At 70.6% G+C, this 18,383-nt stretch carries 19 protein-coding genes and 3 tRNA genes; 8 read left to right on the top strand and 14 right to left on the bottom strand.

Annotation, left to right across the window (positions count from 1 at the left end; all coding sequences use genetic code 11):
• Positions 1–25: 25 nt before the first annotated feature.
• On the top strand, positions 26–1,207 hold the full coding sequence (locus ACN9MP_RS01825; protein ID WP_426323402.1) for an MFS transporter: 1,182 nt from the start codon (positions 26–28) through the stop codon (positions 1,205–1,207).
• A gap of 295 nt (positions 1,208–1,502) precedes the next feature.
• Here ACN9MP_RS01825 and panC read toward each other — a convergent pair whose 3' ends face one another.
• The 11 genes from panC to hpt form a co-directional block, all read right to left on the bottom strand.
• Positions 1,503–2,348 carry a pantoate--beta-alanine ligase gene (gene panC / locus ACN9MP_RS01820; RefSeq protein WP_426323400.1) on the bottom strand — a complete coding sequence of 282 codons (846 nt, stop codon included), beginning with the start codon at positions 2,346–2,348 and terminating at the stop codon, positions 1,503–1,505.
• The gene (locus ACN9MP_RS01815; protein WP_426323398.1) at positions 2,345–3,055 is read right to left on the bottom strand and encodes a DUF2520 domain-containing protein; all 711 of its coding nucleotides are present in this window, start codon (positions 3,053–3,055) and stop codon (positions 2,345–2,347) included. Before ACN9MP_RS01815 ends, panC begins: the two co-directional genes overlap by 4 nt.
• Positions 3,052–4,824, bottom strand: a complete 1,773-nt coding sequence (locus tag ACN9MP_RS01810) for a PH domain-containing protein (protein ID WP_426323396.1) — start codon at positions 4,822–4,824, stop codon at positions 3,052–3,054. The genes ACN9MP_RS01815 and ACN9MP_RS01810 overlap by 4 nt, the downstream gene beginning before the upstream one ends.
• Positions 4,821–5,399: a PH domain-containing protein gene (locus tag ACN9MP_RS01805; RefSeq protein WP_426323394.1), complete on the bottom strand. Its 579-nt coding sequence runs from the start codon at positions 5,397–5,399 to the stop codon at positions 4,821–4,823. The genes ACN9MP_RS01810 and ACN9MP_RS01805 overlap by 4 nt, the downstream gene beginning before the upstream one ends.
• Positions 5,341–5,838 (bottom strand): DUF3180 domain-containing protein, encoded by a 498-nt coding sequence (locus tag ACN9MP_RS01800; protein ID WP_426323392.1) that lies wholly within the window; start codon positions 5,836–5,838, stop codon positions 5,341–5,343. The genes ACN9MP_RS01805 and ACN9MP_RS01800 overlap by 59 nt, the downstream gene beginning before the upstream one ends.
• The gene (gene folK, locus ACN9MP_RS01795; protein WP_426323390.1) at positions 5,835–6,395 is read right to left on the bottom strand and encodes a 2-amino-4-hydroxy-6-hydroxymethyldihydropteridine diphosphokinase; all 561 of its coding nucleotides are present in this window, start codon (positions 6,393–6,395) and stop codon (positions 5,835–5,837) included. The genes ACN9MP_RS01800 and folK overlap by 4 nt, the downstream gene beginning before the upstream one ends.
• A complete protein-coding gene (folB, locus tag ACN9MP_RS01790) occupies positions 6,392–6,787 on the bottom strand; it encodes a dihydroneopterin aldolase (protein ID WP_426323388.1) in 396 nt (131 codons plus the stop codon). Before folB ends, folK begins: the two co-directional genes overlap by 4 nt.
• A complete protein-coding gene (folP, locus tag ACN9MP_RS01785) occupies positions 6,760–7,596 on the bottom strand; it encodes a dihydropteroate synthase (protein WP_426323386.1) in 837 nt (278 codons plus the stop codon). The genes folB and folP overlap by 28 nt, the downstream gene beginning before the upstream one ends.
• Positions 7,596–8,183 carry a GTP cyclohydrolase I gene (folE, locus tag ACN9MP_RS01780; RefSeq protein WP_426323384.1) on the bottom strand — a complete coding sequence of 196 codons (588 nt, stop codon included), beginning with the start codon at positions 8,181–8,183 and terminating at the stop codon, positions 7,596–7,598. The genes folP and folE overlap by 1 nt, the downstream gene beginning before the upstream one ends.
• Positions 8,184–8,192: 9 nt before the next feature.
• The gene (gene ftsH, locus ACN9MP_RS01775) at positions 8,193–10,199 is read right to left on the bottom strand and encodes an ATP-dependent zinc metalloprotease FtsH (protein ID WP_426323382.1); all 2,007 of its coding nucleotides are present in this window, start codon (positions 10,197–10,199) and stop codon (positions 8,193–8,195) included.
• 161 nt (positions 10,200–10,360) lie between these two features.
• Positions 10,361–10,912, bottom strand: coding sequence for a hypoxanthine phosphoribosyltransferase (gene hpt, locus ACN9MP_RS01770; RefSeq protein WP_426323380.1), 552 nt, complete (start codon positions 10,910–10,912; stop codon positions 10,361–10,363).
• Between the two features lie 83 nt (positions 10,913–10,995).
• On the opposite strand from hpt, the gene ACN9MP_RS01765 reads away from it, so the two are divergent.
• The gene (locus ACN9MP_RS01765) at positions 10,996–11,532 is read left to right on the top strand and encodes a DUF937 domain-containing protein (RefSeq protein WP_426323378.1); all 537 of its coding nucleotides are present in this window, start codon (positions 10,996–10,998) and stop codon (positions 11,530–11,532) included.
• Between the two features lie 8 nt (positions 11,533–11,540).
• On the opposite strand, the gene tilS is transcribed toward ACN9MP_RS01765, so the two are convergent.
• The gene (gene tilS / locus ACN9MP_RS01760; protein WP_426323376.1) at positions 11,541–12,536 is read right to left on the bottom strand and encodes a tRNA lysidine(34) synthetase TilS; all 996 of its coding nucleotides are present in this window, start codon (positions 12,534–12,536) and stop codon (positions 11,541–11,543) included.
• A 181-nt stretch (positions 12,537–12,717) separates the two neighbouring features.
• On the opposite strand from tilS, the gene ppa reads away from it, so the two are divergent.
• Positions 12,718–13,251, top strand: a complete 534-nt coding sequence (ppa, locus tag ACN9MP_RS01755) for an inorganic diphosphatase (RefSeq protein ID WP_426323374.1) — start codon at positions 12,718–12,720, stop codon at positions 13,249–13,251.
• A gap of 66 nt (positions 13,252–13,317) precedes the next feature.
• On the opposite strand, the gene ACN9MP_RS01750 is transcribed toward ppa, so the two are convergent.
• Entirely contained in the window at positions 13,318–14,640 is a 1,323-nt protein-coding gene (locus ACN9MP_RS01750; protein WP_426323372.1) for a peptidoglycan DD-metalloendopeptidase family protein, read from the bottom strand.
• A 319-nt stretch (positions 14,641–14,959) separates the two neighbouring features.
• On the opposite strand from ACN9MP_RS01750, the gene ACN9MP_RS01745 reads away from it, so the two are divergent.
• The 3 genes from ACN9MP_RS01745 to ACN9MP_RS01735 all read left to right on the top strand — a co-directional run bounded on the left by ACN9MP_RS01745 (position 14,960) and on the right by ACN9MP_RS01735 (position 15,278).
• Positions 14,960–15,032, top strand: a tRNA-Glu gene (locus ACN9MP_RS01745).
• A 21-nt stretch (positions 15,033–15,053) separates the two neighbouring features.
• Positions 15,054–15,127, top strand: a tRNA-Asp gene (locus tag ACN9MP_RS01740).
• 78 nt (positions 15,128–15,205) lie between these two features.
• Positions 15,206–15,278 (top strand) — tRNA-Phe (locus ACN9MP_RS01735).
• A 273-nt stretch (positions 15,279–15,551) separates the two neighbouring features.
• Here the strand turns inward: ACN9MP_RS01735 and ACN9MP_RS01730 are convergent.
• Entirely contained in the window at positions 15,552–16,373 is an 822-nt protein-coding gene (locus tag ACN9MP_RS01730; protein ID WP_426323370.1) for a helix-turn-helix domain-containing protein, read from the bottom strand.
• Positions 16,374–16,532: 159 nt separating this feature from the next.
• Here ACN9MP_RS01730 and ACN9MP_RS01725 point away from each other — a divergent pair, with 159 nt between their 5' ends.
• Together ACN9MP_RS01725 and ACN9MP_RS01720 are read left to right on the top strand one after the other, a co-directional pair.
• Positions 16,533–16,964 carry an ester cyclase gene (locus ACN9MP_RS01725; protein WP_426323368.1) on the top strand — a complete coding sequence of 144 codons (432 nt, stop codon included), beginning with the start codon at positions 16,533–16,535 and terminating at the stop codon, positions 16,962–16,964.
• Positions 16,965–17,617: 653 nt separating this feature from the next.
• Positions 17,618–18,370 carry an SDR family oxidoreductase gene (locus ACN9MP_RS01720; protein WP_426323366.1) on the top strand — a complete coding sequence of 251 codons (753 nt, stop codon included), beginning with the start codon at positions 17,618–17,620 and terminating at the stop codon, positions 18,368–18,370.
• Positions 18,371–18,383 lie beyond the last annotated feature (13 nt).

Raw genomic sequence — 18,383 nt, 5'->3', positions numbered from 1 at the left:
CGCCATGCCACGAGCTCGTCGCACCATGTCGGATCTGGCCGGGTTCTGGGTCGTCGCGGCTGCGTTCACGACGGTCACCGCCTACGCCACGGTGCCGACGCCGCTGTACCCCCTGTATCAGGCGGCCGACGACTTCCCCGTTCCCGTCGTGACCTTCATCTTCGCGGCGTTCGCGGTCGGGGTGGTCTTCAGCCTGTTCCTGATCGGTCACATCAGCGACTGGGCGGGTCGGCGGCGGATGGCCGTGATCGCGGTGCTGGTCTCGGCGCTCGCGGCGATCGTCTTCCTGGTGTGGAGCGCCGTGCCGGGCCTCATCGTGGCCCGGTTCGTCGACGGGGTCAGCGTGGGCGCGCTCAGCGCTGCAGCGACCGCCCACCTCGCCGAGCTGCGCGCGCGGGCCCGCCCCGGCGAGAGCCCCGTCCTCGCGGCTTCGGTGGCGGGAGCCGCCAACCTGGGCGGCCTGGCGCTGGGGCCGCTCGTCGGCGGCCTCTTCGCCGAGTTCGCTCCCGACCCGCTGGAGCTGCCGCACGCGCTGTTCCTGGTGCTCTTCGTCGTCGCCGCGCTCGTCCTGCGCCACGTGCCCGAGACCGTCGACACCTCGGCGCGGCGTCCGGCGTACCGACCTCAGCGGCTGGCGCTCCCGTCGACGTCGGGTGCGGTCTTCGCCGCGGCCAGCACGGGAGCCGCGGCGTCGTTCGCGCTCTTCGCACTGTTCACGTCTCTGGCTCCGACGTTCCTCCACGACACGTTCCACGTGTCGGACCACCTCGTCGACGGGGCCACCGTCTTCGCGGTGTTCGGGGCGGCGGCGCTCTCTCAGCTGCTCCTCGTCCGCGTTCCGCAGCGCACGCAGCTGCTCATCGCGATGGCGTGCTTCGCCGGCGGGCTCGTGTCGATCGCCGCCGGCGCACTGATCCCCGTGCTCGCGCTGTTCATCCTGGGAGGCATCGTCGCCGGGGCTGCTGCCGGCATCATGTTCCGCTCCGCGATCGCCGCAGCCGGCGCCCTGGCCGCCCCCGACAGACGAGGCGAGACCCTCGCGCTCCTCTTCCTGATCGCGTACGGAGGCCTCGTCGCGCCGGTGCTCCTGGTGGGGCTCACCGTCTCGTCCGCCGGCGAGACCACCGTGCTCCTCGTCTTCTCCGCCGCGGTGCTCATCGCGACGCTCGGCGCGGGCGTCGCGATGCGCCGCCACGCGGTTCACTGACCTCCGGCCGACCCCAGCGGGTGGACGAGACGGTGGGGGATCCCCTGCCTCTCGTCCACCCGCTGTTCTCTCACTGGGTGGGGCGAGCCTCAGCCCAGGTATATGTCCGCGTCGCCGATCAAGCGGTGACCCGCCACCGTCGCGGCGCCGCTCCTCACGCCACGCCCGCACCGGCGCCACCCTCACGCCGCCGAAACCAGCACACGCGCCAGAATGCACCGGGCGCGGATGCAGGTTCGGGCAGCGCGAGGCCCGGGAACGAGCTGCGACGGGACTGATGGCCCCCGCCGTGCCGTCAGCCCAGGTAGATCTCGGCGTTGTCGATGAATCGCTGCCCCGCCACCGTTGCGGCGATCAGAGCGAGCGCGGGCCCGCTGCTGCCCTCATCGACCGGGAGAAAGGTCGCCGGGTCGACCACGCTCAGGTACTCCAGCCGGATGCGCGGCTCGCCCATCAGCGTCGACTGCGCGGCGGCGATGCAGGCGTCGACGCCACGGTCGGCGTTGGCGGCCGCCGCGTCGAGGGCGTCCGGAAGCAGGGCGGCGGCGGCGAGATCACGGCCCTCGAGCATGCCCACCCGCGTCGAGACCGGCAGCCCGTCGTCGCCGCGGACGGTCTCGACCGTGGCGACCTCGATGTCGAAGAACAGGTCGCGGATCATGCGACGCACGAGGAAGACGCGCTGCCGATCGCGGTCGCCGTACACGGCGACATCGGGCCGCACCAGGTGGAACAGCTTCGCCTCGACGGTGAGGAGCCCGTCGAAGTAGAACGGGCGCGCGCGGCCCTCGTAGCGGAGCCCGAGATCTCCGGCGCTGACCTTCGTCGTGGCCGGGCCGTTCGGAAGAAGCTCGCCCGCATCGGGCGCGAAGACGACCTCCACCCCGAGCGACTCGAGGAGCCGCTCGTCCTCCTCCGGCGTGCGGGGGTAGGCGGCGAATTCTGCCGGCGAGGCGAACCGCAGCGGGTTGACGAACAGCGACACCACGACGATGTCGGCGACCTCGCGTGCGCGGTGGACGAGGTCGATGTGGCCGTCGTGCAGCGCGCCGATGGTGGAGATGAGCGCGACGCGGGCGTCGGGCCCCGCCGCGCGCACCTCGGCCAGGCGGGCGCGGAGCCCGTCGATGGTGCTGATCATCCTTGGATCGTATCGGGCAGATCGGCCGGCCCCGAGCCGGCCTCCGCCAGCGCGTGGTCGATCGTCGTGTGCGCCAGGGACGACAGGAACGATCCGGGCTGGGGCACTCCCGCCTCGGCCAGCAGGGCCGCCGCCTGCCGCACGATCGACCGCGAGAAGTCCCGCGCCGTGGCGATCGCCTCCGCGTATGCGGGGCGGGCCGCCTCGTCGATGACGACCGGCTCGCAGCCCAGTTCCACCGCGAGCGCCTGGGCGATCGGCAGCACCGGGCCCGGCGCTGTGACGGCCGCGTACGCGCTGGCGAGGGCGCGCAGGTCCATCGACGTGCCGCTGAACTCGATGGCCGGATGCACGGCCAGCGGGATGGCGCCCTTGGCGACGGCAGGAGACAGGATGCCGGTGCCCCACGCGGGATCGGTGTGCAGCACCAGCTGCCCGGGCTGCCAGGCCCCGACCTCCGCCAGACCGGCGACGAGGCCTTCGAGCTGGTCGTGCGGCACCGCCACGATCACGAGCTCGCTGCGCCGGGCGACCTCGGTCGCATCGAGCACCGGCACCCCTGGCAGCATCGCCTCGACCCGCTCCGGATCGGAGCCCCGGGTGATTCCCACCAGCGCATGGCCGGCGCCGCCGAGCGCGGCACCGACCACCGGGCCGACGCGTCCGGCCCCGATGACACCGACGCCGAGGCGTCCCTCGCGAGTCATGCGCGACCCTCGAGCGGCGTCCCGCCCGCGACCCGCGGCGCCGTCTGGACGGGCAGCGAGGGTGCGCCGGCGGGGGCGGCGGCATCCCTCTCCTCCTGCGCCCACCGGTGGGTGCGGTCGGCGAGCGCGGCGCGCACCGACCCGCGGGCGACGTCGTCGAACAGGGCCAGGGCGGCGTCGCGATCGACGGCCGCGAGGAAGGGCGACACGGGACCGTTGACGACGTGGGCCCGCACGTTCGTCACGCGCGACGCGCGGTCGAGCGGCCCCTGGTACAGGCCGAGGCTCTGCAGACGCGCGAGCGGCAGGATCACGAGCTTGCGCCAGACCAGGCCCCGTCGCATGAGCAGCATGTCGTCGGTGAGACGGAACCCGTTGCGGCGATACGAAAGCGGCCGGATCCACCAGGCGCGCCGCGGGGTGTTGGTGAAGCTGTCGGCCCCGGTCGGGCCCAGCATGCCCTGCTGCACCACGAGCGCGCGCTCGTCGTCGGGGATCGACGGCTGCAGCAGCCGCAGCACCCGCTGCACGTCCGCGGCGGTGCCGACCGGCAGCACCGTCGTGAACTGATCGGTGCTGGAGTCTGCGGCGCTGCGCCCGGTCAGGCGGTTGATGCGGATCATCCACCAGCCGGCGGGGCGCCAGAGGATCGGCTGCGACACCTCGACCGCGTGCACGCGCCCGGGAGGCACGATCTCGGTGATCGTGGTGAAGAGCCCGAAGGTGATCCGCACGCCGTCGGGTGTCGGCGCGATCGAGTACCGGAGCGAGCGCACGATGGAGCGCACCCAGTACGCCCCGAAACCGATGATCGCGGGCACGAAGCCGAGCAGGAGCCACGTCACTCCCTGGCTCACGCCGATGGAGATGGCGACGATCGCGAACAGCAGACCGACCGTCGACATGCTGAGGACGTGGGATGCCACGAGCCGGCCGAGCGGGATGTGCACGACCGATTCGATCTCGGCGACGGGAGCCTCCGGCCCCTCGATGAGCCCGGAGATCTCCCGCCCCACGGTCTGGCCGAGCGCGGCCACCCTGCCGGCCGGCCGCGGGCTCGCCGGACCGGCCTGCCCCGCTGCCGTCGCGGCGAGCCGCCGTCCGGAGGCGAGGCGCAGGATGTCGGCGCGCACCGCCTCGGCGTTGGCGGTGGAGAGGTACTCGAGCTTGACGTTCGCGTCGGCACCCGCGCCGACCACCTCGAGCTTGGCCATCCCGAGGAGCCGCGCGATCATCGGTCGCGTGAGGTTGACGCCCTGCACACGGTCGAGCGGCGCACGACGCTGGGTGCGGAACAAGATGCCGCTGCGCACCTCGACGTCGTCGCCGGTGATGCGGAACGTGTGGAAGCGCCACGAGGTGTAGAACACCGTGACGAGCACGATGAGCACGACGAGGACGGCCACCCCGGCCAGGAGGTAGAGGTCGTTCGCGACGATGAAGTCGATCGGATCGCCGCCGACGCTCTCCCACTCGACGACCTCGTCGCCGACGCCGGGCGCAAGCCACGGCAGGAAGATGAACACCAGGCGGTCGCGGAGATTCGCCAGCACGACACCGATGACCACGATGAGGAAGAGACCGCCGCGGAGCAGCGGGGTGAGCGGGTGCAGGCGGTGCCACTCTCCGTCGCTGAGGGGTGATCGCACCAACTGCGACGGGGGCGCGGCCGGGCCGGCGGGGGTCGTCGAGGGCACGGCCGACGTCGTCGCGCGCGCCTCCGGGTCGGTGGGAGGCAGCGGGTCGGTGGGAGGCAGCGGGTCGGTCATAGCCCCGTGCGCCGGCTCTCGGCGACCGCCACGAGGTGGTCGCGGAGCGTCTCGGCCGTCGACTGGGCAAGGCCGGGGATCACGACGCCCGTCGCGGCCGCCGCCGTGACGAACTTCAGCTGGGCGATGCCGAACCCGCGGTCGAGCGGGCCGTGTGTGATGTCGATGAGCTGCATGCGGCCGTACGGCACCGCCACGAAACGCTGCCAGAGGATGCCCCGGCGGAACACCAGGTCGTCGTCGCGCAGCTGGTACCCGATCGAGCGCGACTGCCGCGGCAGGATGATCAGCGTCCAGGCGAGGATCACCGTGAGGATCCCACCGGGGATCGACGCCCACAGCTGATGCATCAGGAGGGTCAGCACGAGGGTCGCGGCGATCACGAGCAGCAGGAACGACCCGGTCGAGATGAACTGCACCGTCACATACTTGGGCGAGATCTGGTGCCAGACCCCTCCCTGGAGAGCCAGCCGGTTCTCCGAGCGCGGCTCCGCGATGCGCTCGAACGACCCCGCGTCAGTGATCGTGGATTCGCGGCTGGAGTCCGGGGTCGTCGCCTCCGGGCTGTTCGTCATCGTCGTCCTTCCGGATGGTGCAGAGGTGCTCCGCGACGAGACCCGCGGCGACCAGCAGGGCGCCGCACACGGTCGTCGCGATGACCGTCCCCAACGAGCCTAGCGACGGGGGCACCGGCCGGGTCGCCAGGAAGATCCAGAGCCCCGCGCCGAGCCCGCCGAGCGCCGCGCCCACGATGCTCGAGGCCTTCGCGAGCATGGCGATGCGCACCGCACGGAACGGGTCCACCTTCGCCGTCGAGCTCCCATGGGTCGCACGCCGGATCGGGACCGCGAGAGCCACCACGACCGCGCCGAGCAGCACGAGGAGGATCGGCAGGGTGACGGCCGGCGTGAACGTGGGTCGTCCCGCCGAGGTCAGGACCTGATCGACGAGGAACCCCGCCGCGACGCCGAGTACCGCCGTGACGACCAGGACGCCCGCACCCGTCCGCTTCATCGCCCGCCCGCCTCACGCAGGCGCCGCAGCGCCCGGTCGACACGACCGACGCCCGGGAGCACCGCGTCGGGGTCGACGGCCAGCCATGGGGCGAGCACGAAGTCGCGCTCGGCGGCGCGCGGGTGCGGCAGCAGCATGCGGGGGTCGTCGCTCGTGACGTCTCCGTACGCGATGAGGTCGAGGTCGAGCGTGCGATCCTCCCACCCCGGCTCATGCGAGGACCGCCCCAGGGAGCGCACGCGGCCGTGACGCTGCTCGATGGCGTGCAGATACCCGAGCAGCACCGACGGCGCCAACCGTGTGGTGAGGATCGCCACGGCGTTCAGGTACGCCGGGGCCGAGGCATCCGGCCCCTCCGGCTTCAGCGCGACCGACTCGATCGGCTCCGACACGCGCACCGCGTCGACGAGCGGCACCCGGGCGAGGTCCTTGATCGCGGCGGCCATCGTCTCTGCCCGGTCGCCGAGGTTGGCACCGAGGGCCACAACCGCTTCCACCGCTTCGCGGGGACGGCGGTCGGGGTCGCCGTCGAAGCCCTGTGCCAGCCGGCGGCTCACGAGCCCACCGTCCCCACGGGCTCCGCCGGCCGCGAGCGGCGGATGGTGACCGAGACATCGGCGAAGGGAACGGTGATCGGCGCGTGCGGCTTGTGGATCGTCACGGAGACCATCTGCACCAGCTCGTGCCCGAGGAGGTCGTCGGCGATGCGCGCCGCCACGCCCTCGATGAGATTCAGCGGCTCCCCGCCCACGAGCTCGACGATCCGCTCGGCCACCGCGCCGTAGTTCACGGTGTCGGCGAGGTCATCGGATGCCGCGGCCTCGGCGGTGCGGACGTACAGGGTCGCGTCGACCACGAACTCCTGACCCTCGCGCCGCTCCTCCTCGAAGACGCCGTGCCGCCCGAAAGCGCGCACCCCGGTCAGCGTGATCTCGTCGATGAAGTCCACCTGCTCCCCTCCTGCCAGCTGCGTGCCACGGTGAGAGCATCGCGCGTGCCGGCGACATCGTGCACCCGCACCGCCCAGACGCCCGCCTGGGCGGAGAGCACGCTCGTCACCGCGGTCGCCAGATCGCGGCGCGCCTCCCCCGCATCGGCGGAGTCGTCGGCGAGCGCCTCGGCGAGGAACCGCTTGCGGCTCGTGCCCACGAGCACGCGCGGCCCGAGCCCGACCAGGCGGTCGAGCCCGCGCAGCATGGCCCAGTTCTGAGCGCCCTTCTTGCCGAATCCGATCCCCGGGTCCAGGATCACGCGCGTCGGCGCGATGCCGGCCGAGGCCGCAGCATCCATCCGCTGACGCAGCTCCGCGACGACGTCGTCGACGACATCGTCGTAGTGGGCGCCCGCGTACATGTCGGTCGAATGCCCGCGCCAGTGCCCGATCGCGATGTCGGCCTCGGTGCCCGCGACGGCGGCGAGCATCTCGGGGTCGGCGAGGCCGCCCGAGACGTCGTTCACGATGCGCGCGCCCGCCGCCACGGCGGCCAGCGCGGTCGAGGCGTTCATGGTGTCGATGCTCACCGCAACCCCGGCGTCGGCGAAGGCGCGCACGACCGGCAGCACCCGCTCCTGCTCGACCAGCGGGTCGACCCGTTCGGCGCCCGGTCGCGTGGACTCGCCTCCGACGTCGAGGATGTCGGCGCCGTCTGCGCGGAGCCGCAGCCCGTGGGCGACGGCGGACTCCGCATCTGCGTAGCGTCCGCCGTCGCTGAAGGAGTCGGGCGTGACGTTCACGATCCCCATGATGAGCGTCGTCATCAGCGGCCGGCCCCCATCAGCGCGATCAGCTCGGCGCGGGCCGCGGGCTCGGCGAGCTCGCCCCGTGCCGCGATCGTCACGGTCGAGGCATCCGGCTGGCGCCCTCCGCGCATCGTCACGCACTCGTGCGTCGCCTCGAGCACGACGAGCACGCCCCGCGCGTCGAGGGATGCCGCGATCACATCGGCGATCTGCTCGCCGAGGCGCTCCTGCACCTGGGGCCTCGACGACAGGATCTCGACGACCTTCGGCAGGGCGCCGAGGCCGACGACCTGCTCCCCCGGGAGGTAGGCGAGGTGCGCGTGGCCGCGGAACGGCAGCAGGTGGTGCTCGCAGACCGAACGGAAGAGGATGTCGCGCAGCATCACGGCGCCCGACGGCAGCGTGTCGGGGGCCGGTCCGCGCGTCACCGAGATGGTGTGCGCGAGGGGGCTCGCGGCATCCTCGCCCACCCCCGAGAAGAACTCGGTGTAGGCGTCGGCGACACGCGTGGGCGTGAGCTTCAGACCGGGGCGTTCGGGGTCTTCACCGATCGCCTCGAGCAACTCCCGCACGAGCGCGGCGACGCGGTCACGATCGACGGCCACGGCCCGAGCCTACGCGGTCGCGGGCCGCGCCTGCCCGCTCGGGCGGCGCTTGGGCGCCTTCTCGGCCGCGGGCTGCTCGGCCTCGACGCTCGCAGCGAGCCCGGCCTCGTCGCGACGCTGGGGCACGTCGACCGGGGGCAGCGTCGACGGCGGACGCTGCTCGCTCGACAGCCACTGGGGACGCGGCGGCAGCCGCTTGACGTCCTTGAAGATCTCGGCGAGCTCCAGGTGGTCGAGCGTCTCCTTCTCGAGCAGCTCCAGCGCCAGCTTGTCGAGAACGTCGCGGTTCGCGTTGATGACCTCGTACGCCTCGTTGTGGGCCTGCTCGATGAGGTCGCGCACCTGAGCGTCGACCCGCTCGGCGACCCGCTCCGAGAACTCGCGGCCGTGACCCATGTCGCGGCCCATGAAGACCTCGCCGGACGACTGCCCGAGCTTCACCGGGCCGATGTCGCCGGTCATGCCGTACTCGGTCACCATCTTGCGGGCGATGTTCGTCGCCTTCTCGATGTCGTTCGAGGCGCCGGTGGTCGGGTCGTGGAACACGATCTCCTCCGCGACGCGGCCGCCCATCGCGTAGGTGAGCTGATCCTGCAGCTCGTTGCGCGTGACGGAGTACTTGTCGTCGAGCGGGAGCACCATCGTGTAGCCGAGCGCCTTGCCGCGCGGAAGGATCGTGACCTTCGTGACCGGGTCGGTGTGGTTCATCGCCGCCGCCGCGAGTGCGTGACCGCCCTCGTGGTACGCCGTGATGAGCTTCTCCTTGTCCTTCATCACGCGGGTGCGGCGCTGCGGGCCGGCGAGCACGCGGTCGATGGCCTCGTCGAGCGCGCGGTTGTCGATGAGCTGCGCGTTCGAGCGGGCGGTGAGGAGCGCGGCCTCGTTGAGGACGTTCGCGAGGTCGGCGCCCGTGAACCCGGGCGTCTTGCGGGCGACCACCTCCAGGTCGACGCCGTCGGCGAGCGGCTTGCCGCGGCCGTGCACCTGGAGGATCTTCTTGCGGCCCTGCAGATCGGGCGCGTCCACGCCGATCTGACGGTCGAAGCGGCCCGGGCGCAGGAGCGCGGGGTCGAGGATGTCGGGGCGGTTGGTCGCCGCGATGACGATGACGTTCGCCTTGGGGTCGAAGCCGTCCATCTCGACGAGCATCTGGTTGAGGGTCTGCTCGCGCTCGTCGTGCCCGCCGCCGAGGCCCGCACCGCGGTGACGGCCCACAGCGTCGATCTCGTCGATGAAGATGATCGCCGGCGCGTTGTCTTTGGCGTTGTTGAACAGATCGCGCACGCGGCTGGCGCCGACGCCGACGAACATCTCGACGAAGTCCGAGCCCGAGATCGAGTAGAAGGGCACACCCGCCTCGCCCGCGACGGCGCGCGCGAGGAGCGTCTTGCCCGTTCCGGGAGGGCCGTAGAGGAGCACGCCCTTGGGGATGCGGGCACCGACGGCCTGGAACTTCGACGGGTCCTTGAGGAAGTCCCTGATCTCCTCGAGCTCTTCGATCGCCTCGTCGGAGCCGGCGACGTCCTGGAAGGTGACCTGCGGCATCTCCTTCGTCACGAGCTTCGCGCGGGACTTGCCGAACTGCATGACCTTGCTGCCGCCGCCCTGCGCGCTCGAGAGCAGGAACCAGAACAGCAGACCGAGCAGCAGGATCGGCAGCAGCAGCGAGATGAAGCCGTCGAACCAGGTCGCGCGCGGCACGGCGTCGTTGAAGCCGTCCTTAGGGTCGGCGGCGTTGACCGCCTGGACGACCTCGTCGGCACGAGCCGAGACGTAATAGAACTGCACGTCGCCGGCGCCCTCGTACTCCTTGGAGAGCTTCATGTCCACGCGCTGATCGCCGTCGGTGTTGACGACCTCGGTGACCGTGTCACCGGAGAGCAGCTCGAGCCCCTCCTGCGTGGAGATCTGCTTCGCGCCGTTCAGGCTCGAGATGAGCGTGAACCCCACGATGAGGAAGACCCCGATCAGCAGGACGTAGAAGAGCGGGTTGCGAGTGATCTTCTTGAAGTCCATGGTGCGGGCGCGAGCCCGACCCCTTTCGTCGACGTGCCGCCGTGGACGGGGAACCCCCGTCGACGGTTGAAACAGGGTATCGCGCGATTCCTCGGCGCTGTCTGTGCATTCGCCGACGGCGTAAGCCGACGTATGGCGTTACGCGGGCGTTTGCGGGGAGGCTACGAGTAGACGTGGGGCGCGAGCACCGCGACGTCGCGGAGATTGCGGTACTTCTCCGCGTAGTCGAGGCCGTAGCCGACGACGAACTCCGGCGGGATGTCGAACCCGACGTACTGGCAGTGCACCTCGACCTTCGCGGCCTCGGGCTTGCGCAGAAGCGCGAAGACCTCGACGGACGCCGCCCCGCGGGCCGCGAAGTTCTCCAGCAGCCAGCTGAGGGTCAGACCCGAATCGATGATGTCCTCGACGATGAGCACGTGCTTGCCGAGGATGTCGGTGTCGAGGTCCTTGCGGATCTGCACGACACCGCTGGACTTCGTGCCGGCACCGTACGACGAGACCGCCATCCAGTCCGTCGTGACGTGCTTCTTGAGCGCCCGCGCGAAGTCGGCCATCACCATGACCGCGCCCTTGAGCACTCCGACCAGCAGCAGATCCCTGCCGGCGTAGTCCTCGGCCACCCGCTCCGCGATCTGCTCGAGCTTGGCTCGGATCTCCTCCTCGGTGACGAGCACTTCTGAGATGTCGCTGGAGACGTCGGCCGCACGCATGTCAAGAGTCTAGGGGCGCCCTCCGCGCGACCCTACGATGATCCCGGAGCCGGACGCCGCAGTCCGGGGGAAGCGAGACGACCGTGGCAGGCATCGACGACATCCTCAAGTCCGTCCCCGTCGACGAGATCGCCCAGAGGCTCGGCGTCGATCCGGCGGTCGCGGCGAAGGCCGTCGAGGAGGGTGGTGCGACGATCCTCAGCGGGCTGCAGAGCAACGCTCGGACGCCGGACGGCGCCGCGTCGATCGAGAAGGCGCTCGGCAAGCACGCGGGGGGCCCGCCCACGAGCGTCGACCAGATCGACACCGCCGAAGGCGAGAAGATCCTGGGCCACATCTTCGGCGGTCAGAAGCAGGCCGTCGCGCAGAAGCTCACCGACGAGCCGCAGACCGCCGGAATCGACTTCGCCAAGCTGCTGCCGCTGCTCGCTCCGATCGTGATGGGACTGCTCGCGAAGAATCAGCAGGGAGCGACGAGCCCCGCGACCCCGGGCTCGTCCGGAGGCGGCATCGGCGACCTCATCGGCGGGCTCCTCGGCGGCGGGTCGGGCCCGGGCTCCGCCGGCGGCATCGACATCGGTGGCCTGCTGGGCGGCCTGTTCGGTGGCGGCAAGAAGTAGAACGCGTCTCAGCGCGCAGTGAACTCGATGCGCCCGCCGAGGCGGCGGGCGCGGCATCCGGGAAGGTCGATGGGTCCCTGCCCCGACCAGTCCGTCACCAGGCGCGCCACCTCGAGCGTCTGCGTGCGGGTGAGGCTCTCGTGGAACTCGCTCGCCACCACGTGCCGGATGATGCGGTGGCGAAGCGCCGCAGGATTCGCGGCCAGCGCCGCCGCCGACACCGAGATGCCCGCTTCGGCGTGCTCGACGATGTCCTCGATCGTCTCGTCGATCATCTCCTCGAACGCCTCCGCGTCTTCGCGCAGCTGCGCCGCCGTGCGGGCGAGGGCCTCCGCGATTCCGGGACCCAGTTCCGCCTCGAGCACCGGCAGCACCCTCTCGCGCACGCGGACGCGCGCGAAGCGCGGCTCGGCGTTGTGGGGGTCGTCCCAGGGTTCGAGTCCCTCGGCCGCACACGCCGCCCGCGTCGTGGTGCGCCGCACGCTCAGCAGCGGGCGGAGCAGGGCGACGCCCTCGAGCTCGGATGCCTCGGCCATGCCCTGCAGGCTGGCCGCCCCGGCGCCGCGCGCCAGGCCGAGCAGCACCGTCTCGGCCTGGTCGTCGAGCGTGTGGCCGGTCAGGATCGCCGCCGCCCCGGCCGCCCGCGCACCTTCGGCGAGGGCGGCGTATCGCGCTTCCCGCGCCGCCGCCTCGGGCCCGCCCGTCGCCCCGACCTCGATGCGCACGACCCGCGCCTCGAGCCCGAGCGCCTGAGCCTTCGCCACCGCGGCGGTCGCGGCATCCGCCGACCCGTCCTGCAGGCCGTGGTCGACGGTGAGCGAGGCGCCGCGCAGGCCGCGTTTCGGCGCCTCGAACGCCGTCGCGGCCGCGAGCGCGAGCGAGTCGGCGCCGCCCGAGAGCGCCACGAGCACCGTGTCGCCCGGTTCGAGCCCGGCCAACGCCCGTCGCACCGCACGCCGCACCTCGGCGACGGCGGGGTCGAGTCCCGGGCGGCGATCGGTCACCGGCCCAAGGTACCCCGCCTGCCCCGCCCGCAATTCAGGCCGCGCGCGGCGGACCGCGCGCGAGACCGCCGGATTTGCGCCTCCCTCCTCCGCGCGGGAGCCAGCCAGCCTGAATTGTGGACCGGGCAACGCCCGGAACTAGGCTGGTCGCGGCACCCCCACGTCTTCTAAGGAGCACAACATGGGCGCGTACGACGCCGTCATCGAGATCCCGCGCAACAGCAAGATCAAGTACGAGGTCGACCACGGCACCGGCCGCGTGTTCCTCGACCGCATCCTGTACACGCCGATGGGCTACCCCAGCAACTACGGCTTCTTCGAGAACACCCTCGGCGAGGACGGCGACCCGCTCGACGTGCTCGTGCTGCTCGATCACGACCTCGCCCCTGGCATCCTGGCGAAGGTGCGCCCCGTCGGCGTGCTCAAGATGAGCGACGAGGCCGGCGGCGACGACAAGGTCGTCGCGGTGCTCGCCAAGGACCCCCGCTGGGCGCACATCCAGGACGTGTCCGACATCCCGGAGTACACGCAGAAGGAGATCACCCACTTCTTCGAGCACTACAAGGACCTCGAGCCCGGCAAGTGGGTCAAGGTCGACGAGTGGGCGAACGCGGCCGAGGCCGAGCGCCTCGTCGACGAGGCCTTCGTCCGCTTCGCAGAGCACGAGGGCCAGACCGCCACACAGGGTGAGGGCGTCGCTCCCAACACGCTCTGACACGAGCTCGATGCGAAGACCGGATGCTGCGGCATCCGGTCTTCGTCGTTCAGGCGTGTGTGCGCGTCAGACCGAGATGCCGCGATCGGCCATGAAGTAGATGGGGTTGACCGGGTAGTTGTTGACGTACGTCTCGAAGTGGACGTGGCAGCCGAAGGAGTTGCCCGTGTTGCCCTCGCTTGCGATGAGCTGGCCGGCGCCGACCCACTGACCCACGCCCACGAAGATGCCGCCCATGCGGATGTGTCCGTACCCGGTGCCGATGCCGCCGCCGTGGTCGATCTTGATGTAGTTGCCGTAGCCGCCGTTCCATCCGGCGTAGACCACGCGTCCTGCCGAGGCGGCGTAGATGCCCGCGCCGCAGCCGGCCGCCAAGTCGACGCCGTAGTGGAAGCCGCTGGAGCAGTAGCTGTTGCCGCACTGCACGGTGCGGGGCCCGTAGCCCGAGCTGCGCCAGCCCGACGAGGGCCGCGCCCAGCCGGAACCGACGACCGCGCCGCCGCCGCCGCCACCGCCGCCACCGCCACCGCCGCCTCCACCGCCACCGCCGCCGCTGTTCAGCTGCGCCAGGCGCTCGGCCTCGGCGCGCGCCGCCGCGGCTGCCGCCGCTGCCGCTGCTGCCGCTGCTGCCGCCCGGACGCGCTCGCCCTCCTGGTACTCGGCGATCGTCTTGACCACGTTGGCCTGCAGGGCAGCCAGCTGAGCCTCGAGCTCGCCGCGCCGGGTGTTCTGCTCGTCGAGGGCGGCCTGCGCCTCGTCGGCGGCCTTCTGTGAGGCGACCATCTTCTCTTCGGCGATCTTCTGCAGGCGGTCGCGCTCGGTGCGCTGCGCGGCCGCCAGGTCGCTCAGGCTCCGGGCCGAATCGCGCGCGGTGACCGCCTGGGCGTAGACGTCCTGGTTGCGCTGCACGAGCTTGTCCATCGTGCCCAGGCGTGCCAGCAGATCGTCGGCGGAAGTCGCCGAGCCCGCGAAGAACAGCTCGAGCGACGTGTCGTCGCCGCCGTTGCGATACAGCTGTGCGGCGGCTTGGCCGGCCCTCTTCGCGGCGTCGAGGGCGGCCGCCGCCTGCTCGTCTGCCTGCTGCTGCAGCTGATCGGCGCGCAGCGCCGCGTCGAAGTACGCCTGCTGGGCGACGTAGAACTCGTCGGCCATCTGCTGGGCGACCTGCCGCTTGGCGGCGACGTCGGCCTCGAGGCCGGCGATGAGCTGCTGGATGTTGGCGATCTCCGCCGCCTTGGCCGCCTCATTGCCCTGGGCGGCGACGACGTCTTCCCACGACGGGTAGTCGGCGGCGAACGCGGGGCTGATCAGCGGACTCGCCGCCACGCCGGCCGCACTCAGCGCCGCGACACCGAGGATGCCGATTCCCAGCGCGGTGCGCCGGTTCATCGCGGGCCAGAGCCGACGCTGCTCCCCCGACGAGGGAGCGCAGTCGCACTCCGCGGAGGCGTCGGCCGGGGCCCTTACGATGACATCATCGGGCTGCACCGGGTCCTCCCCCCTCGCGGCAACAACTCGTTTCACAGTAGCAACATCGGTAACATGCGCAAACCCCCAGTCGCGCATGACGACCGCCGCCTCGGGTAGCGGTCACCCGGTCAGTCTCCGCCCCGATCCGGCATTGCACAAGGGCGCCGCGCGCTCGATTCGCGTTTTGGGCAGTCATTACGTATGCTTGGTCCTCGGCAGTGAGCCCCCGGGTTCACCCGGCCCCATCGTTTAGCGGCCTAGGACGCCGCCCTTTCACGGCGGTAGCACGGGTTCGAATCCCGTTGGGGTCACTCCCACAATTCAATAAGCATGGCCCTGTAGCGCAGTTGGTTAGCGTGCCGCCCTGTCACGGCGGAGGTCGCGGGTTCAAGTCCCGTCAGGGTCGCTCCGAGCGACGGGCCCTTTTCTCGAAGAGGGCCTTTCGTCTAGGACGCGGCAGGTCTTGCAAGAGATACCACCGTGCGGCTCTGTAGCTCAGTTGGTAGAGCGTTCGACTGAAAATCGAAAGGTCACCGGATCGATGCCGGTCGGAGCCACAAGGGTGATCGTTACAGTCACCCCAGGAACCCCCGCGTAGCTTCTACATCGCGGGGGTTTCGTCTTTCCCGCGGAATCACGCGGACTTTGGGCCCTTGCGGCCTCGGAATGGAGACCCCGCTTCGACGAGATCTCGTGGTCACTGCGATTGGTTCGGACCGCCGTCGGGAGCGTTTGCCCACGGTTTGCCCACGAACGAATCACGCGCCGCCCGGTCGAGGGCATCGAGACGGACGTCAGGTCCTCCGGAAACACACCGGAGCAGCCGCAGTTTACGGGGCCGGTTCCATGGCGGAGGCGAGGAGGCCGAGTTTCTCGGCGTCGCTTGAGCCTGCGTCGGCGTGGAGGACCACGAGCATCATGCCGTCCGCGCCGTCCAGGCCCATTCGCTCGCGGTTCAGTTGCAGAGGTCCGACGAACGGGTGGTGGTAGCGCGTGATGCTGCCGGTCTGCACGTGCACGTCGTTGCGCGCCCAGAGATCGCGGAATCGGGGGCTGGCCAGCGCGAGCTGGCCGGTCAGTTCGACGAAGCGGGGGTCGTCGACATCTTTGCCGACAGCTCGGCGGAGGTTGCCGACAAGGCACTCGGTCGCTGCCATCCAGTCGGGGTAGAGCGCCTGTACTTCGGCGTCGAGGAACATGTCCCGGAGCTGGTTGCCACCGACGGCGAGGCGCGGGTCAATCGCGCGAGCGAGCGGGTTGGACGCGACGATGTCGAAGTAGAGGTTCTCGATGAACGCAGGCTGTGCCAGCGTGGCGACGAGCTTGACGGCACCCGCAGGTGGAACACGGTCGGGGCTGCGACGGCGACGCGGGGCCGGCGCGACAATATCCAGGAGGTGCGCGAACTGGTCGTCATCGAGGTGGAGGACGCGAGCGAGCGCCTCGAGCACTTGCACCGAGGGGTTGCGGTCACGGCCTTGTTCGAGCCGGAGGTAGTAGTCCGCGCTGATGCCGGCGAGCATCGCGACCTCCTCACGCCGCAAGCCTGGCACACGCCGGCCGTCGCCGGCCGGGAGAGACACCAACTCGGGCGTGACCCCCTCCCGCCGCGCGCGTAGGAAGGCTCCGAGGGGATTCGTCGTCTGCTCCATCCCTCGACCCTACTTCGGCCGCAACGGGGCTGGGTGGTCCTGTCAGACCGTAGGGATGCGGGGGTGCTCCCGACTGCGACCGATGATCCGTAGCGTCCTTCCGGGCCCTCCGGCCTAACACTCCGCATCGCCGCGTGCGACCACAGGAAAGGCATTCCCATGGCCAAGTTCGACATCCGCAGCTTCTATCTCTCGTATATCGACGCGCTCAACTCGCGCGCTTTCGACGAGCTGGACAGTTTCGTCGCCGACGAGATCGCGTTCGGCACGCAGGTCTACCCCCGCGACGCCGTTGCTGGGTCGCTCGCCGGTATCATCGAGGCTGTCCCCGACTTCCGCTGGGCGGTGCAGGAGATTCTCATAGACGGCGACCGTCTCGCAGTCCGCCTCCTGAACTCAGGCACCCCCGTCAAGGAATGGAACGGCATCACCCCGACCGGCGCCTCGTTCCAGATCGCTGAACACGCGATGTACCGCGTGGCGGACGGCCGCTTCACCGAGATGATGAACCTCCACGACTACGCGGACCTTGCCCGTCAGCTGCGCACGTCCCGAGTCGAGCCCGACGCCGAATTCCCGCGTCGGGCATGAGCGTGCCGCACGGAACCGGCAGCGGCGGACTCGGCCGCGATGGTGAAGTTGTCGCGGAGAGGTTGGGGGGCGACCCGCGCCCTTGATCGCGCGGAGGCGCTCAAGAGTTGCGGCCGGGTTTGCCTCGGGATGCGCTCGGGGCGCAGGGAAATCTCGGAACAGAGGTAGAGCCCCCGCGTAGGCTCTGCGGCGTCGCGCCACGCCGCCTCCCGCCGCAGAAGGTCGCGATCGAGAAGGCCGCGACGGGGTGGCGTGCTTCATGGATGGGCGGTGAGGCGAGAGTTCTGTCCCCACCGCCCCTCGTGCCGTGTCCTGAGGAACCCCCGCGTAGCTTCTACATCGCGGAGGTTTCGTCTTTCCCGCGGAATCACGCGGATCTCGAGTCGTCGCGGACTCGGGATCGGCGCGCAGAATCGACCGAATCCTGCCGCCGAAGCGCAGGGCTCCGCTCGCTGTCGGGAGCTTCTGGCCCACGAATGAATCACGGGCAGCGCGGTCGAGTGCGATCGAGACGGACGTCAGATCCTCGGGGAGGAGGTCTGCGTACACGTCGAGCGTGGGGAGCTTCGCGAATCTAGAGGTGGATTGACCGGTCCTGTATACATTTGCCATTTTGGGGCACGCTGGAGTCATACCCGCCAGGAAGGAAGAACATGACTGATCTGATCGGAAAGGTGGCAGTCGTCACCGGGTCGTCTCGCGGCATCGGGAAGGCCATCGCAGTGCGCTTCGCGTCTCTAGGCGCGGACGTGGTGGTCAACTACTCGGGCGACGCGGCAGGTGCCGCTGCCACGGTCGAACAGATCCGCACGGCCGGCGGGAGCGCCATAGCAGTGCAGGCAGACGTCTCGGCGCTGGACGATCTGGACCGTCTCTTTCAGACCGCTGTCGACACGTTCGGCCGCATCGACATCGTCGTGGCGAACGCCGGTGTGGAGCTGGTCGGGATGCCAATCGTCGACGTCACCGAGGAAGAGTTCGATCGATCGTTCGCCGTCAACGCCAAGGGCGCCTTCTTCACACTGGCCAAGGGGGCAAGAATCGTGGCCGACGGCGGCCGCCTGATCAACATAGCGTCGACGACCGGAGTGGGATACCACCCGACCGCGGGGGTGTACTCCGCCAGCAAGGTCGCCGCACTGCAGACCGTCGGTGTGCTGGCTCAGGAAGTGGGCCACCGCAACATCACGGTGAACTCGATCGTGCCGACCTCTATCGCCGGCGCCGGCATCTTCACCGACGCGATCCCGGGTGACGCGGTGCATCAGATGAACTCGATCCGCCCTCTCGGCGCCCGGCCAGGGACGCCGAATGACGTAGCCGATGCCGCTGAGTACTTCGCCAGCGAGCTCGCGGGCTGGGTGAGTGGGCAGTCGTTGCTGGTGGCCGGCGGCCTCCAGCAGTAGCGCCCTTGCCTCG

It is taken from the genome of Microbacterium sp. E-13 (genome assembly GCF_049912955.1).
Taxonomy (GTDB): domain Bacteria; phylum Actinomycetota; class Actinomycetes; order Actinomycetales; family Microbacteriaceae; genus Microbacterium.
The sequence above is the reverse complement of the archived record's forward strand: the minus strand, read 5'-3'. Positions and strand labels throughout refer to the sequence as shown.